A 13,832-nucleotide genomic window follows, 5' to 3' on the forward strand; every position below is an offset into this window, starting at 1 on the left:
GGAAATCGAATGATCATATGGGCTGAATTGATGCGATGAATTTGAACGCGCTCGATCTCAACCTGGTGAGGGTGCTCGACGCGCTTTTGCGCGAGAAAAGCGTGACGCGCGCCGGCGAGCAGATCGGCCTCAGCCAGCCTGCGGTGAGTGCCGCGCTCAACCGCCTGCGGCATACGCTCAACGACCAGCTCTTCGTGCGGCGCGGCAACGACATGGTGCCGACGCCACGCGCCGAAAGCCTGGCCGGGCCTGTGCGTGCCGCGCTGCGCGAGATCGAGCGTGCTTTCCAGCCGGCGAAGGACTTCGATCCGGCCAGGCTGGAGCGGACCTTCACCTTCATGGGCGCGGATTTCTTTTCCATGCTCCTGATGCCGCCCTTTGCCGCGCGCATCGCGGCGGTGGCGCCATCAGTGTCGTTCCGCTTCCTCGACAGCGCCATCGGCGACGTCTCGAAACTGTTGCAGGAGGACCAAATCGACGTGGCGCTGGAGCGTCCCCTGGAAGTCGCCGAATGGGTTTCCAGCGTACCGCTGTTCGGCTCGCCTTTCGCCGTCATCGCGGCGAAGGGCAATGCAGCGCTCAATCGGGCCGGCATCGCCGAAGGCGAGCAGGTGCCGCTCGATCTCTTCTGCGAGCTGCCGCACGCGCTGCGCTCCATCGACGGCTCGATGTCGGGCTTCACCGATGACGCGCTGGGGAAGATGGGCCGGACGCGCCGGGTCACGCTTGCCTTGCCGCATTTCCAGGCGGTCGCGCTGGCCGTGGCGAGCGGACCCTATCTGGCGGCCGTTCCAATGCAGTTCGCGGCGGTGGCGGCGAAATCCTTGCCGCTCGGCATCTACCGGGCGCCGATCTCGATTCCCTCGCCGGCGGTCAGGATGTACTGGCACGCCCGCCATGACGACGAGGCGCCGCATCGCTGGATCCGCGAGCAGATCCTGGTGGAGGTCGAGGCGCTCGGTTTCCGCAACCTGGAGGATGAGGTCGGGGAGTAGATCTCACTCTGTTATCCGGCCGCCAGGCCGATGGTCCCGGGCTGGCGCAGCGCGAGCCGCCCCGCGACATAGTCCTTGACCTGGCGGACCGCCTGCGCGCGCGACACGCTGCCCGGCTGCAGGCCAAGCCTGAGCCACAGCCCGTCGATCAGTGCGGTGACGCCGAGTACGATCTCCGCGGCCAACTCCGGGGATGCGAGGCCGCGCAGGCCGGACAACAGGTTCGAGCGCATGCGCGCGTGGATCACTCGCTGGATGCGCGCCAGCTTCTCGTCGCGCGGCACCTCGGCGCAGAGCGACAGCCAGGCGTGACAGAGCGGCGGCAGGAACAAATGCTCCTCGAAATTGCCCTCGATCACCGCGTCCAGCCGCTCGATCGGCGTTCGCGCGCGCTTGAGCCGCGCCACCACCGCGTTGCACAGCACGGCATTGGCCTCGCGCATCGCGTGCTCGAACAATTCCTGCTTGTTGCGGAAATAGTGCAGCACGATGCCCTTCGAGGCGCCGGCCTGGGCCGCGACCTTTTCCAAGGTGGCGCCGGCAATGCCCTCGCGCTCGAGCACCGCAAAGGCCGCTTGCCGCAACTCCTTGCGGCGTATGTCGCTGAGACGTGTGAGCTTCACCGGATCGATCCATGTTTGCGAATCCATGTTGACATTTTCGCCCGCTCAGATCAATGATTGACCACTGGGACAATAACATGACCAAATGGTCAACAGAGGAGAACCGGAATGGTGCGCTTGCTTGCGAATGGCGTCTGTCTCGCTGCCTTGATGGTGGCCGCTCAAACCGTTCAGGCGGCCGAGGCGGAGGAATGTAAGGTGGTGCGAATGGCCGAGCCCGGCTGGAACGATCTCGCCTTCACGACGGGCGTGGCCAAGGTCCTGCTCCAGGTGCTCGGCTATGAGCCGCAGAGCGACGTGCTTGGCATCAACGTCATCTACGAAGGCATGAAGAACAAAGACCTCGACCTGTTCCTCGGCTACTGGGATCCGGCGATGGTCACTTATTACGAGCCTTACAGGAAGGACGGCTCGATCGAGAATGTGCGGGTCAATCTGGTCGGCGCCAAATACACCTTCGCCGTGCCGACCTATGTCTGGGAAGCCGGCGTCAAGGATCTCTCCGACCTGCACAAATTCGCCGACAAGTTCGGGAAGAAGATGTACGGCATCGAGCCCGGCTCGAACCAGCTGATGATGGATGCTATCGCCGATCCTCAGTTCCAGCTCGACGGCTGGCAGGTGGTCGAATCGAGCGAAGCCGGCATGCTCTCGGAGGTCGGCTACGAGATCAAGGAGAAGCAGTTCATCGTCTTCCAGGGCTGGGCGCCCCATCCGATGAACACGATGTACGACTTCAAGTATCTGACCGGCGGCGACAAGTTCTTCGGCCCGAATTTCGGCGCCGCGACGGTGACGACCCAGGTGCGCAAGGGATTCCTGCAGGAGTGCCCGAACGTGGCGCAGTTCCTGAAGAACCTTGCCTTCGACATCGATCTGGAAAATGTCGGCATGGGCTACCTCATCAATGACGGCATGAAGCCGGAGGAAGCGGCGCTTAAGTCGATCGCGCTCAACAAGGATCGTGTCGACGCCTGGCTTGCCGGCGTCACCACCTTCGACGGCAAGCCCGGCCTCGCCGCGGTCAAGGAAAAGCTTGGACTGTGAGGCCCGCGGCATTGGATCTGTCGGGACAGGGGGGCGAGCAGGACGCCTGGGCCGGCCGCAAGCGATTCGTCGATGTCGGTGGCCTCGACCTCGCCTATGTCGAGGTCGCCGGCTCGGAACCGCCGCTCGTCCTGGTGCACGGCTTCACCGACACCAGCCGCAGTTTCTCGTTGCTGGCGCCGCATCTTTCCGCGCGGCGGCTGGTCATGCCGGACCTGCGCGGCCATGGCGCCTCGCAGGCGGGCAGGGGCTTTGGCATCGCCGATTTCGCCGACGATGTCGCCGGGCTGATCCGCAACCTGCGGCTCGCCCGGCCGGTCGTTCTCGGCCATTCGCTGGGTGGCATGGTCGCCATGCAGGTGGCCGCGCGGCATCCGGAACTGGTCGGCGGGCTGGTCATCCTGGCCGGGGCGCTGAAGGCAGATTTCGCGCCGGACCATCCGTTGGTTGACGGGGTGGCGGAACTGCGCGACCCGATCTCGCCGACTGATCCGTTCTACGACTGGTGGCACGCCTGCGGGTCCGGCGTGCCGCGGGCCCTTCTTGCCGGCCTGGCGGCGGACGCTTCGGCGATGCCGGCGGCGCGCTGGCGCGCCATTCTCGAAGAAATCCGCCGGACGGATCTGACCGCGGCGGCGCGGGCCGTGCGGGTCCGGACGTTGATCATTGCCGGCGCCTGCGATCCGCTCTTCGGCGAAGCGCACCAGGAGGCTTTGGCCGAGGCGCTTGCCGGATCGCGTCTCGTCTGGGCGCAGGACTGCGGCCACAATCCGCACTGGGAAGACCCGGCCTTCGTCGCCAAGGCAATAGCCGACGTGCTGCCAGCCGAGTGACTACCGCAACAGCGATCGGGCCGTCGGCGTGAGGCGCAACGTCTCTGCCGGCTGCGTCGAAGCAGCCTGCATGGTTTGGCGAACCGCCTGCCATGCCGGAGAAGCGCCAAGGCCGGACCGATAGTTCGCATGGGCGTCGCCATCGTCGAAACCGATGACTGCGATGAAGACATTTTCGCCGGCTCGCACCGGCAGCCGCGAAAAAGTGTTTTCGGCATGCTCGCTGACGAAGGCGCCGAGCAGCCGGCCCCCGCTGGCCGTCAGTTGCGGAACCATTTCCGCCCGGAAACGCTCGGCAAAGCCGGTTTCCATGCCGTGGCGCAAATGATGAATCGAAATCTCAACAATGCCGTCTAAGTGAGGCTGCGCACTTTTGTTTTCGCCTTCGCTCACGGTCGACCGCTCCCGCCTCGACAGGTCGAAGCCGGCGTCCGGCCACGCGGGCTTCAGCAACAGCACGTCGTCGGAATCGATCATCGTCGCATTGGCGGCGTCGCGATGCTCGGCCCACACCGGGCCCTCATAGAAGGCGGTGAGCGCTTTCCTCCTGGCCTCCATGTCGGCGAAGCCGCGCAGCCAGACGAACATGTCGGGACGATCGAGGTCGCGGAACTGGCCGATAACGGTCATGCCCACGGCTTCCTGGCTCTCGATGAACTCCCGGTCGAACAGCGCGATAAGCGTTTCGCGATCGCCGGGTTTCAATGTGTATTGCCTGAGCTCCACGATCGGCGACGCAAGGCGGGAAGGTCTGTTCATGGCTAGACTCTCGAAAACAGGGTGTTCATCCTGTTTATAAACAGACCGGTTGTCCTGTTTTGTCAATATGCTACGTTCTTCCCCTTCTCTCCGACGGGGAAAGGTGGAGGTGGCGATGCGCAAGAAGCGCACCAACGATCCGCAGGGCATGCGGCGGCGCGTGCTCGACGTGGCGGAAGATTGCTTCCAGGCGCGCGGCTATCACGCCTCGAGCCTCGGCGACCTGATGGCGGCGGCCGGCGTCACCGGCGGCGCGCTGCACCATCATTTCCCGACCAAGAAGGCGCTGGCGCTGGCGGTGATCGAGGAGCGGGTGGCGGCCGCGGTTGAGGAGACCTGGATCGAGCCGGTGCGGGCGGCGCCTTCGGCGCGCAAGGGCGTGCGCGCCGTGTTCGAGGCGGTGGCGGCCGCGCTCGAGCAGCAGGGCTATGTGCGCGGCTGCCCGCTCAACAATCTGGCGCATGAGCTGTCGCTCGCCGATCCCGACTTCCGTATGGCGTTGGCCGATATCTTCGCCGGCTGGCGGCGGGTGATCGCCGACAAGGTGCGCGCCGATCAGGAGGCCGGCGGGGAGGGTGGAACCGATCCCGACCGCTTTGCCGCGCTGACGGTGGCGGCTTACTCCGGCGCCATGTCGATGGCCAAGGCCGAGCAGGATGCCGGTGTGTTGCGGCAGTGCCTGGAGGGTTTGGAGCGGGTCGAGCCCCCGCCATCACAGAACGGTTCGCCCGCCAGACGACGCCGCAGGGTGGTGCGGCAGCAGGCAATCCGCTGATGCCGGTATGAGGATCATCGTAAGTCCCTGACTGAAAGGCAGCCTTCACTCCCTCAGCGGCTTGATCGTCTCGAACCCCACTTCGCTCTGCGCGCTCGTCCCCTCGTCGTAGCGCCGCGCCAGCACCGCTTGCAGGTCGGGCGAATAGAGCGCGGTGAAGCTGTCGATCACCGTGCCGGAATCGCCGGTCAGCGTCTCTTTCACCGTCAGCACCGTGTATTTGCAGTCGCCCAGCTTGTAGGTGTCCTTGCCCTTGACGCTTAAAGCCAGTGTTTCGGTGCCCTTCGGCGCCTTCTTCGCCGAAAGCCGCACGAACTCGGTCTTGCTCTTGGCACCGGCCTTCAGCGGGAAGAGCTTTTTGAGGTCGCCGAGCGGGATCATTGACAGCCGGCCCGTGTCGCTATCGCGGAAAATCTCGATCAGCCCGGCGTAGCGATATTGCGTCTGCGGCGATTGCGACTGGTAGTTGTTGGCGACCGCGACCATGCCGCCCGGCGCCGGCCGGAACTCGCTGCGGATGCCGGGCTTCTCCAGCACGAAGCCGGCCTTGGCGGATTTGGCGTCCACGCAGTCGGCCGCCTCGGCGGTGCCGGCGAGGGCAAGCATGGAGAGGGCCACACAGGTCGTCACGGGTTTCATGCCTTCTCCCCTGGAAATGTGTTCTGGAAGGAATGACAGACCCTCTCTGCGCTGTCGACCCAAAGTGCCCTTCACGAATTCAACCAATGCTTGAAAAGAGCCGCCAATCTGGACGATCCGGCGCTGAAAATGTTCCAATGGCGCGATGATGAATCGCTTATCCTCAGCATTCTTGTCCCGGCGCGATTTCCTGGCCCGGGCGGCCGGCCTTGCCGCGACCTGCGCCCTGCCGGACACCACTTTCGCCCAGACCGGCCAGCCTATCCAGCCGATTGACGCCACCTTCCTGTTCATCGCCGATATCCATGCCTGCCGCATGGCGACCGGGCTCAGCCCGCATTGCGAGCAGGAGGGCAAGACCGACGCGGCATTGCTGCGCAATGTGGCCGTGCTCAACGCAATCGACGACAAAGAGTGGCCGGCCGAGATCAGCGGCGCTGCCACCGGCCTGCGCTCGGCCGGCACACGCATCGCCACGCCGCTCGGCCTCGTCACCGGCGGCGACATCACCGATGACGGCGGCGGCCAGATCACTGAGCCGAGCGAAGGCACACAGCTTCTGCAGTTCAGCCAGCGTTACCAGCAAGGGATCGGCCCTGATCGCGTGCATGTTCCGGTCTATGTCGGGCTCGGCAATCACGATCTCGACCAGAATGGACCGACGCGCCATGTCGACTGGTACCGTCGCGAGATGCGCGATTATGTCGAGGTCAACCATCGCCCCGGCGTCTTCTTCAAGCCGCCGGTGCCGGCGACCAATTACGATGTCGACACCGACTGCTATTCCTGGGACTGGGGCGGGCTGCACCTCGTCCAGACGCATCGCTTCGCCGGCGACACCGGCCATGACGCAATAGGCAGCCTGCCATGGCTGAAGCAGGATCTGGCGACCTATGCCGGCGACGGCCGTCCGGTGATTCTCTTCCAGCACTATGGTTGGGACACCTTCTCGGTCGAGCGCTGGGATCCAGTGAAGCGCACCTATGGCGACGACGGCGCCGGCCGCCCGCATTGGTGGGGCGACGCCGACCGCCAGGCGCTTGTCGCCACGCTGAAGGGTTATAATGTGATCGCCATTTTCCACGGCCATCAGCACGCAGTGCCGATGATCTACCGGCGCGACGGGCTCGACCTCGTCAAGCCGAAGGCGGCTTTCATGGGCGGCTTCGCGCTGGCGCGGGTGACCGATGACCACCTGGACGTGGTGCTGGGTGAGGCGGCCGGCGACCATGGCGAGGTCGTCTTCACCAACGCCTTCGCCAAAAGCTGGGCCACCTGAACGGAGAAAGCGCGCCAGGTAGAGTTGCGCCAGGCCCGTTGTTCGAGCTGTTCTGCGGTCTTGGCGCGGTCGACGCTCAAACGACGAGCAGGCCGGCGCGCGGGTCGGCCATTGCCCTCGCGGCTATGGGTCAGAGCGCCTTGCGAGCCTTGTCCTTCACGTCGCCATAGGCCTTGCGAACCCTGCCGGCAATTCTTTCGGACATGCCTTCCACCTGCAGGCGCCGGCTGCCGGTGGCCTTGCCGGCCGCCTGCTTCAGCCTGCCTTTTACCTGCTTGGCGATGCCGGCAACTTGATGCCTGTTCACCATATCCGCATCTCCTGGGCCTGGAATAGGAGCGGGATGCGCCAACCGCATCCGGCATGACAACGAACGGGCAATGCTTGAGTTCCGTGCAGCCTGGGCATGACAGGCAGCCCGTGCCGGGCGTTTCAGATCTGACCGCGGGGCCTGCTGGTCACATCGCCTTTTTGAGCATGGCTTTCATGTCGCCACAGGCCTTCTGCACCTGGCCTGCCGACTTGTCCGCCATGCCCCTGATTTCCATCGGCCGGTTGCCGGTGGCCTTGCCTATGGCTTGCCGGATCGAACCTTTGATCTGCTTCGCCAAGCCCACTATTTGGTCCATGTTCACCATCTCCGCATCTCCCGGAGATCCAATTCGCGAGGAGAAACGGGCCGGAGTGCTTCGCGGTTCCGTTGCGCCAAAGCACACCGGTCGAGGATAATTGACCGGCGACCGAATTCGGCATAATATGTAACCAAATGGATACGCATTATGCCGCAGGCTGAGCACGACCGTTCCGTCTTCCGCGCCATCGCCGATCCGACGCGGCGCGCCATCCTCGACCGGCTGCGGCAGGGCCCCGCGCCGGTCAACGAACTGGCGTCCGCCTTCTCGCAGAGTCGGCCGGCGATTTCCAAGCATCTGAGGATACTGCGCGAGCTCAACGTCGTTTCCGAGCAGCGGCACGGCCGCGAGCGCGTCTACCGGCTGGAGCCGGCGGAATTGAAGGATGTCGCCGACTGGATCCTGCCTTACCGAGACTTCTGGCAGCACAGCCTCGGCAATCTCAAATCCTACCTGGAGAATGAATGATGGCCAGCCAAGACAAGCCCCGCGCGATCGCCGACATTTCCGCCGGTACCATTCTTGCCACGGTGACGATCGCCGTGCCGCCGGAGCGCGTCTTCCGCGCCATTACCGCTGAGGACCAGATCCCGCTCTGGTGGGGCGCCGACAACATGTACCGGACGACGAAGCACACGGCCGATGTCCGGCCGGGCGGCGCCTGGCGCTCGGAAGGCAAGGGTGCGGACGGGCAGGACTTCCATGTCGCCGGCGAGTATCTCGAGGTCGAGCCGCCGCATCGTCTGGTGATGACCTGGAAGGCGCCCTGGGACGGCGATAACCTCACCACCGTCACCTATACGCTCGAAGCCGTCGAGAACGGCACCCGGCTGACGCTGCGCCATGACGGCTTCGGATCGCGACGGGACTCCTGCCGCGATCACGGTTCCGGTTGGGAGCGCGTGCTGGGCTGGTTGGACGAATTCCTTGCCAAGGAGACCGATGCCAGGTCGGCTTCGGTCTTCCATTGCCGGCTGATCCCGCCGCGTCCGGATTTCGCCTTCACCCTGACGGAGGAGGAGAGGGCGCTGATGAATGCGCATGCCGACTATCTGCGCGGCCTGCTTCGTGAAGGCAGAATGATGATTGCCGGCCCAGTCGCCGATCCAGCCGGACCGTGGGGGCTTCTGATCCTGCAGGTCGGCACGGAAGCCGAGGCCAAGGCCGTGACCGAAGGCGACCCGGTGGCGCTTTCCGGCCGCGGCTTCCGCTATGAAATCCTGCCGATGATGAGCACGATCATGTAAGGCGAATGGAAAACGCCTCTCGCGCTTTTTCAGGGCGCGGGAGGCGTCTTTTGTCATCAGCTTTTCTCGATACTCGTGAACTGCCGACAACAGGGACAAAACCGCCAGCCGGCAAAAGGGTTCCCGGCAAAACAAAATTTTTTGCTCGGCCGGATGCGACGCATTTCCCGGCTCCGTGCTAAAGGCACTTGCCAGCATGAGGATAGCCTTGCCGCACGACCGACCCTGCCCGACCCTGCTTGACGCATCAGCCGCCTTCGACTGTCAGAGCTGCGGCGCCTGCTGCGCCTATTCGGCGGACTGGCCGCGCTTTTCGACCGAAGAGGATGCCGAGCTCGACCGCATCCCCGACGAGCTGGTCGCGACCGACCTGTCAGGCATGCGCTGCGAGGACGGCCGCTGCGCCGCGCTTCGCGGCGAGGTGGGCAAGCAGACGGCCTGCGCGATTTACGAAGCCCGCCCGCATGTCTGCCGCGCCTGCATGCCCGGCGGCGACGACTGCCTGATGGCAAGGGCCGCCCATGGGCTGGCGGTGGAGAGCGTTATCTCCCCCCTCGAGGGGGAGATGGCCGCGAAGCGGTCAGAGGGGGTCGTCTCACATAAATCGCCAACGTGATCGCGTCGGGAAAAGGCCGCGCTCTACACGAGGCGAGCCCCCTCTGTCGCCTTCGGCGACATCTCACCGCAAGGTGACCATAAGGGGGAGATTACTCTCTCCCCCGCTTGCCCACACTCGGACCTCCCGATACCTTCCGCGCCGGGCAGGGCCGTGGAGGAAACTGTGAGCATCGAATTCCTGTTGACGTCGCTGATTATCGTCGCTTCGCCCGGCACCGGCGTTCTCTACACGCTGAGCGCCGGCCTCTCGCGCGGCGCTCGCGCCGCGATCATCGCCGCTTTCGGCTGCACGCTGGGCATCATCCCGCACATGGCGGCGGCCATCACCGGCCTTGCCGCGGTGCTGCACACAAGCGCCGTCGCCTTCGAGACGCTGAAATATCTCGGCGTCGCCTATCTGCTCTACATGGCCTGGAACACGCTGAAGGAGAAGGGCGGTCTTGCTCTCGATCAGAACGTCGCGCCACGCTCTGCCCGAAAGGTGATCACCTCCGGCATCCTGATCAACATCTTGAACCCAAAACTGTCGATCTTCTTCTTCGCCTTCCTGCCGCAATTCGTCAGCACCACCGAGCCGCACGCTTTCGCCAAGATGCTGGAGCTGTCCGGCGTCTTCATGCTGATGACCTTCCTTGTCTTCGTCGTCTACGGCGTGTTCGCGGCTTCGGTGCGCAGCCATGTCGTGTCGCGGCCGATGGTGCTGACCTGGATGCGCCGCACCTTCGCCGGCGCCTTCGTCATGCTGGGGGCCAAGCTGGCGCTGGCGGATCGGTAAGCGAACCGTGATATAGCCCATCGCCTCGACTATCGCCCGTCCGCGACGCGGATCAGGTTGACGCAGGGATGGCCGAGCGCTGGCGCTGCTGATCTCCCTCCTTGAGGGGGAGATGTCGCCGAAGGCGACAGAGGGGGTCGCCGCGCGTTGGAGCGCCAGCGCCTTCGTTGCACGGGAGGCGTCGCCGGCGCCTTACGCGCGGCGACCCCCTCTGCCCTGCCGGGCATCTCCCCCTCAAGAGGGGAGATCGGCTGTTGCCCAGGCCTTCGCCAATCGCAACAGTATGGAAGCCCGCTTTTGGACCGGCTGCCGCATGCCAAACAAAAAGGGCGACATGTCTGCCGCCCTTTCCATATTCGCTATGGGACCGGACTTCTTAGAAATCCATGCCGCCACTCAAGCCCGCTTGCGGGCTTGAGCAATGTTAGTTGATGGGCGTGCTTTATGGAGTTCTGGTTGCGAATGATCTTGTTCGAAAAGTCTGCAACTTTTCGGGATCATTCGTCAATTAGAAGTCCATGCCGCCCATGCCGCCCATGCCGCCGCCAGGCATGCCGCCCGGCATACCGCCGGCGGCTTCCTTCTTCGGAGCCTCGGCGATCATGGCTTCGGTGGTGACCAGCAGGCCGGCGACCGAGGCCGCGTCCTGGAGAGCGGTGCGAACGACCTTGACCGGGTCGACGATGCCCATGCCAATCATGTCGCCATACTCGCCGGTCTGGGCGTTGAAGCCGTAGGTCGCAGCCTTGTTCTCGAGGATCTTGCCGGCAACGATCGAAGCCTCGGCACCGGCGTTGGCCGCGATCTGGCGGGCCGGAGCCTGCAGCGCGCGACGAACGATGGCGATGCCCGCGGCCTGGTCAGCATTGACGCCGGTCGCCTTGACGGCGTGCGAAGCGCGCAGCAGCGCGACGCCGCCGCCGGGGACGATGCCTTCTTCAACGGCCGCGCGGGTCGCGTTCAGAGCGTCGTCAACGCGGTCCTTCTTTTCCTTGACCTCGACCTCGGTCGCGCCGCCGACGCGGATCACCGCGACGCCGCCCGCGAGCTTGGCCAGACGCTCCTGCAGCTTCTCCTTGTCGTAGTCCGAGGTGGTCTCCTCGATCTGCTGCTTGATCTGGGCAACGCGGCCCTGGATCTCGGCCTTCTTGCCGGCGCCGTCGACGATGGTGGTGTTCTCCTTGGAGATCGACACCTTCTTGGCGCGGCCGAGCATGTTGAGGCCGACGTTCTCGAGCTTGATGCCGAGGTCTTCCGAGATGACCTGGCCACCGGTGAGGATGGCGATGTCTTCCAGCATGGCCTTGCGGCGATCACCGAAGCCCGGCGCCTTGACGGCGGCGATCTTCAGGCCGCCACGCAGCTTGTTGACGACCAGCGTGGCCAGAGCCTCGCCTTCGACGTCTTCCGAGATGATGAGCAGCGGCTTCGAGGTCTGAACGACGGCTTCCAGGACCGGCAGCATGGCCTGCAGGTTGGAGAGCTTCTTCTCGTGCAGCAGGATGTAGGCGTCTTCCAGATCGGCGACCATCTTGTCGGCGTTGGTGACGAAGTAGGGCGAGAGATAGCCGCGGTCGAACTGCATGCCTTCGACGACTTCCAGCTCGGTCTCGGCGGTCTTGGCTTCCTCGACGGTGATGACGCCTTCGTTACCGACCTTCTGCATCGCTTCCGCGATCATCTTGCCGACCGACTCGTCGCCATTGGCCGAGATCGTGCCGACCTGGGCGACTTCCTCGGAGGTCTTGATCTTCTTGGCAGCCTTGCCGAGAGCGGTAACGACTTCGGTGACGGCGAGGTCGATGCCGCGCTTCAGATCCATCGGGTTCATGCCGGCGGCAACGGCCTTGTTGCCTTCCTGGACGATGGCCTGGGCGAGAACGGTCGCGGTGGTCGTGCCGTCGCCGGCGATGTCGTTGGTCTTCGAAGCGACCTCACGCACCATCTGCGCGCCCATGTTCTCGAACTTGTCCTCGAGCTCGATCTCCTTGGCGACGGTGACGCCGTCCTTGGTGATGCGCGGGGCGCCGAACGACTTGTCGATGACGACGTTGCGGCCCTTCGGACCGAGGGTGACCTTCACCGCGTCGGCGAGGATGTTGACGCCGCGCAGCATGCGCTCGCGGGCATCACGGGAAAACTTTACGTCTTTTGCAGCCATTGTAAGCTCCTGGCAGGGGTTCGGGTCGAACCCGCAGATTCAAGATTCAGTTGACGGTGAGGCCGATGATCAGCCGATGATGCCCATGATGTCGGATTCCTTCATGATCAGAAGGTCCTCGCCATTGAGCTTGACTTCAGTGCCCGACCACTTGCCGAACAGCACACGGTCGCCGGCCTTGACGTCCAGCGGCACGAGCTTGCCGGCTTCGTCGCGAGCGCCGGAGCCGACGGCGATGATCTCGCCTTCCTGCGGCTTCTCCTTCGCCGTATCCGGGATGATAATCCCGCCGGCGGTCTTGGATTCGGATTCGACCCGGCGAACGACCACGCGGTCATGAAGCGGGCGGAACTTGGACTTTGCCATGTTGTCTTCCTCGAATGAGAACGGTGAGAACTGTTCCTCCATCCGGCGAGGCCGGATATAAGTTAGCACTCACCTAAGGCGAGTGCTAACGTGGCGCTGAGATAGGCTGATGGCATGCGAGAGTCAAGGCGCGCGGGGAGGGGCAATGGCGCAATTTTTCTCAGGCGGAGCGCTGGGCGGAAATGCGGTGGCTGCGCGAAGCCTGGGCGAGCAATCCAGCTCGTTTAGTCCAGGCGCTTCGGCGAGCGCAACACCAGCAGCGGGCAGCGTTCGGCCAGACCGTATGTGCCGCTAGAGGTCGGCCGGAGATCGTCGAAGAAGGTCCGGGCTTCCTCGATGAGCGCTGCCGCGGGGGCGAAACCGTAGACGGCGGACGAGTTCCGGTAGACGTCTATGGTTCCGATGACCGGCAGTACCCATCCGGTTCGGGCCGACAGCTCCTCGCGATCGGGAAACGCCCTGTCGAAGTGTTCGAGGATGGCTTTGACCGGGATCGTGTAATCCGGCGCGTCGCCGATCGCGGTCATGGCCACGCGCCATTTGAGCTCATGGAAAGTCGAGACGCCGCCGCTTAGCGCAAGATCGCGGACATCCTTCGGGTTGTCCGGTGTTTCGGGAGAGGCGTAAAGCCTGATGCCGGCGCGGCCGTCGGACCTGAGCGCGCGCGCGATCGACGCAAATAGGGTGCGCCTGAGGCCGGCGGCGGCGATGACCGAGAGACATCCGTCGCCGATCAGCGCCTCGACGCTTGCATCGGCGAACGGCAGATCGAACCAGTCGCCCTGCACCGCCTTGCGCGTATCGGTGTCGCCCGGCCAGATGCCGGCGATCATGTCCGAAGACTCGTCGACCGCCGTCATCGTGGCGCCGAGCCCGGCGAGCTCGGGTGTCACGCCGAGCATTACGACATCCGACGGGGCAAGGTCGAGCTCGCGGTCGTAGGTTTCGACAACCTCCGCCGGCGGCCGCAGGGGTGAGCCGAGCAACTGCCAATGTTTGCGAATTGCATTCCAATGCTCGGTCATGCAAACCCCAGCCCGGTAGCGCGTTGTATCCGATCGAATAGTGGACGACGCTTGATAG

The 13,832-nt window shown here is 64.4% G+C and carries 17 protein-coding genes; 9 read left to right on the top strand and 8 right to left on the bottom strand.

The features are described 5' to 3' along the window. The first annotated feature begins 35 nt into the window (after positions 1-35). On the top strand, positions 36-995 hold the full coding sequence (locus P9254_RS15945) for a LysR family transcriptional regulator (RefSeq protein WP_278056923.1): 960 nt from the start codon (positions 36-38) through the stop codon (positions 993-995). 11 nt (positions 996-1,006) lie between these two features. Here P9254_RS15945 and betI read toward each other — a convergent pair whose 3' ends face one another. Beyond that, positions 1,007-1,618 (bottom strand): choline-binding transcriptional repressor BetI, encoded by a 612-nt coding sequence (gene betI, locus P9254_RS15950; protein ID WP_278056261.1) that lies wholly within the window; start codon positions 1,616-1,618, stop codon positions 1,007-1,009. 108 nt (positions 1,619-1,726) lie between these two features. On the opposite strand from betI, the gene choX reads away from it, so the two are divergent. Together choX and P9254_RS15960 are read left to right on the top strand one after the other, a co-directional pair. Further along, positions 1,727-2,665 carry a choline ABC transporter substrate-binding protein gene (choX, locus tag P9254_RS15955; RefSeq protein WP_278056924.1) on the top strand — a complete coding sequence of 313 codons (939 nt, stop codon included), beginning with the start codon at positions 1,727-1,729 and terminating at the stop codon, positions 2,663-2,665. Then, positions 2,662-3,498, top strand: coding sequence for an alpha/beta fold hydrolase (locus tag P9254_RS15960; protein ID WP_278056925.1), 837 nt, complete (start codon positions 2,662-2,664; stop codon positions 3,496-3,498). Before choX ends, P9254_RS15960 begins: the two co-directional genes overlap by 4 nt. Here P9254_RS15960 and P9254_RS15965 read toward each other — a convergent pair whose 3' ends face one another. Beyond that, positions 3,499-4,257 (bottom strand): NIPSNAP family protein, encoded by a 759-nt coding sequence (locus P9254_RS15965; protein WP_127403617.1) that lies wholly within the window; start codon positions 4,255-4,257, stop codon positions 3,499-3,501. It lies immediately after the preceding gene. Positions 4,258-4,372: 115 nt separating this feature from the next. Between P9254_RS15965 and P9254_RS15970 the strand changes: the two genes are divergently transcribed. Continuing rightward, on the top strand, positions 4,373-5,032 hold the full coding sequence (locus P9254_RS15970; protein WP_278056926.1) for a TetR/AcrR family transcriptional regulator: 660 nt from the start codon (positions 4,373-4,375) through the stop codon (positions 5,030-5,032). Positions 5,033-5,077: 45 nt separating this feature from the next. On the opposite strand, the gene P9254_RS15975 is transcribed toward P9254_RS15970, so the two are convergent. Further along, the gene (locus P9254_RS15975) at positions 5,078-5,671 is read right to left on the bottom strand and encodes a hypothetical protein (RefSeq protein ID WP_278056927.1); all 594 of its coding nucleotides are present in this window, start codon (positions 5,669-5,671) and stop codon (positions 5,078-5,080) included. A 145-nt stretch (positions 5,672-5,816) separates the two neighbouring features. On the opposite strand from P9254_RS15975, the gene P9254_RS15980 reads away from it, so the two are divergent. Then, a complete protein-coding gene (locus P9254_RS15980) occupies positions 5,817-6,950 on the top strand; it encodes a metallophosphoesterase (protein ID WP_278056928.1) in 1,134 nt (377 codons plus the stop codon). A gap of 130 nt (positions 6,951-7,080) precedes the next feature. Here the strand turns inward: P9254_RS15980 and P9254_RS15985 are convergent, their stop codons facing one another. Beyond that, positions 7,081-7,260: a CsbD family protein gene (locus P9254_RS15985; RefSeq protein ID WP_095784086.1), complete on the bottom strand. Its 180-nt coding sequence runs from the start codon at positions 7,258-7,260 to the stop codon at positions 7,081-7,083. Between the two features lie 148 nt (positions 7,261-7,408). Next, positions 7,409-7,588 carry a CsbD family protein gene (locus tag P9254_RS15990; protein WP_082953881.1) on the bottom strand — a complete coding sequence of 60 codons (180 nt, stop codon included), beginning with the start codon at positions 7,586-7,588 and terminating at the stop codon, positions 7,409-7,411. A 141-nt stretch (positions 7,589-7,729) separates the two neighbouring features. Here P9254_RS15990 and P9254_RS15995 point away from each other — a divergent pair, with 141 nt between their 5' ends. The 4 genes from P9254_RS15995 to P9254_RS16010 all read left to right on the top strand — a co-directional run bounded on the left by P9254_RS15995 (position 7,730) and on the right by P9254_RS16010 (position 10,222). Beyond that, complete coding sequence (locus tag P9254_RS15995; protein WP_095784085.1) at positions 7,730-8,050, top strand: ArsR/SmtB family transcription factor; 321 nt, start codon at positions 7,730-7,732, stop codon at positions 8,048-8,050. Beyond that, positions 8,047-8,829, top strand: a complete 783-nt coding sequence (locus P9254_RS16000; protein WP_278056929.1) for an SRPBCC domain-containing protein — start codon at positions 8,047-8,049, stop codon at positions 8,827-8,829. Before P9254_RS15995 ends, P9254_RS16000 begins: the two co-directional genes overlap by 4 nt. A gap of 196 nt (positions 8,830-9,025) precedes the next feature. Next, a complete protein-coding gene (locus tag P9254_RS16005; RefSeq protein ID WP_082980649.1) occupies positions 9,026-9,445 on the top strand; it encodes a YkgJ family cysteine cluster protein in 420 nt (139 codons plus the stop codon). A 165-nt stretch (positions 9,446-9,610) separates the two neighbouring features. After that, positions 9,611-10,222, top strand: coding sequence for a LysE family translocator (locus P9254_RS16010; RefSeq protein ID WP_067001143.1), 612 nt, complete (start codon positions 9,611-9,613; stop codon positions 10,220-10,222). Positions 10,223-10,730: 508 nt separating this feature from the next. Here the strand turns inward: P9254_RS16010 and groL are convergent. The 3 genes from groL to P9254_RS16025 all read right to left on the bottom strand — a co-directional run bounded on the left by groL (position 10,731) and on the right by P9254_RS16025 (position 13,774). Further along, positions 10,731-12,383 (bottom strand): chaperonin GroEL, encoded by a 1,653-nt coding sequence (groL, locus tag P9254_RS16015; protein WP_067324836.1) that lies wholly within the window; start codon positions 12,381-12,383, stop codon positions 10,731-10,733. Between the two features lie 69 nt (positions 12,384-12,452). Next, entirely contained in the window at positions 12,453-12,749 is a 297-nt protein-coding gene (gene groES, locus P9254_RS16020; RefSeq protein WP_095801333.1) for a co-chaperone GroES, read from the bottom strand. Positions 12,750-12,973: 224 nt separating this feature from the next. Then, the gene (locus tag P9254_RS16025; protein ID WP_278056930.1) at positions 12,974-13,774 is read right to left on the bottom strand and encodes a class I SAM-dependent methyltransferase; all 801 of its coding nucleotides are present in this window, start codon (positions 13,772-13,774) and stop codon (positions 12,974-12,976) included. Between the last annotated feature and the right edge of the window lie 58 nt (positions 13,775-13,832).

This window comes from Mesorhizobium sp. WSM4983 (assembly GCF_029625765.1).
Lineage (GTDB): Bacteria > Pseudomonadota > Alphaproteobacteria > Rhizobiales > Rhizobiaceae > Mesorhizobium.

What these genes read in the sequence shown, in the direction of transcription:
- P9254_RS15980 (WP_278056928.1), top strand. Translation starts at nt 5,817, where the DNA reads ATGATGAATCGCTTATCCTCAGCATTCTTGTCCCGGCGCGATTTCCTG.
- P9254_RS15965 (WP_127403617.1), bottom strand. Translation starts at nt 4,257, where the DNA reads ATGAACAGACCTTCCCGCCTTGCGTCGCCGATCGTGGAGCTCAGGCAA.
- P9254_RS16025 (WP_278056930.1), bottom strand. Translation starts at nt 13,774, where the DNA reads ATGACCGAGCATTGGAATGCAATTCGCAAACATTGGCAGTTGCTCGGC.
- P9254_RS15995 (WP_095784085.1), top strand. Translation starts at nt 7,730, where the DNA reads ATGCCGCAGGCTGAGCACGACCGTTCCGTCTTCCGCGCCATCGCCGAT.
- P9254_RS16000 (WP_278056929.1), top strand. Translation starts at nt 8,047, where the DNA reads ATGATGGCCAGCCAAGACAAGCCCCGCGCGATCGCCGACATTTCCGCC.
- P9254_RS15990 (WP_082953881.1), bottom strand. Translation starts at nt 7,588, where the DNA reads ATGGTGAACATGGACCAAATAGTGGGCTTGGCGAAGCAGATCAAAGGT.
- P9254_RS15985 (WP_095784086.1), bottom strand. Translation starts at nt 7,260, where the DNA reads ATGGTGAACAGGCATCAAGTTGCCGGCATCGCCAAGCAGGTAAAAGGC.
- P9254_RS16005 (WP_082980649.1), top strand. Translation starts at nt 9,026, where the DNA reads ATGAGGATAGCCTTGCCGCACGACCGACCCTGCCCGACCCTGCTTGAC.
- P9254_RS15945 (WP_278056923.1), top strand. Translation starts at nt 36, where the DNA reads ATGAATTTGAACGCGCTCGATCTCAACCTGGTGAGGGTGCTCGACGCG.
- P9254_RS15975 (WP_278056927.1), bottom strand. Translation starts at nt 5,671, where the DNA reads ATGAAACCCGTGACGACCTGTGTGGCCCTCTCCATGCTTGCCCTCGCC.
- groL (WP_067324836.1), bottom strand. Translation starts at nt 12,383, where the DNA reads ATGGCTGCAAAAGACGTAAAGTTTTCCCGTGATGCCCGCGAGCGCATG.
- P9254_RS15970 (WP_278056926.1), top strand. Translation starts at nt 4,373, where the DNA reads ATGCGCAAGAAGCGCACCAACGATCCGCAGGGCATGCGGCGGCGCGTG.
- choX (WP_278056924.1), top strand. Translation starts at nt 1,727, where the DNA reads ATGGTGCGCTTGCTTGCGAATGGCGTCTGTCTCGCTGCCTTGATGGTG.
- groES (WP_095801333.1), bottom strand. Translation starts at nt 12,749, where the DNA reads ATGGCAAAGTCCAAGTTCCGCCCGCTTCATGACCGCGTGGTCGTTCGC.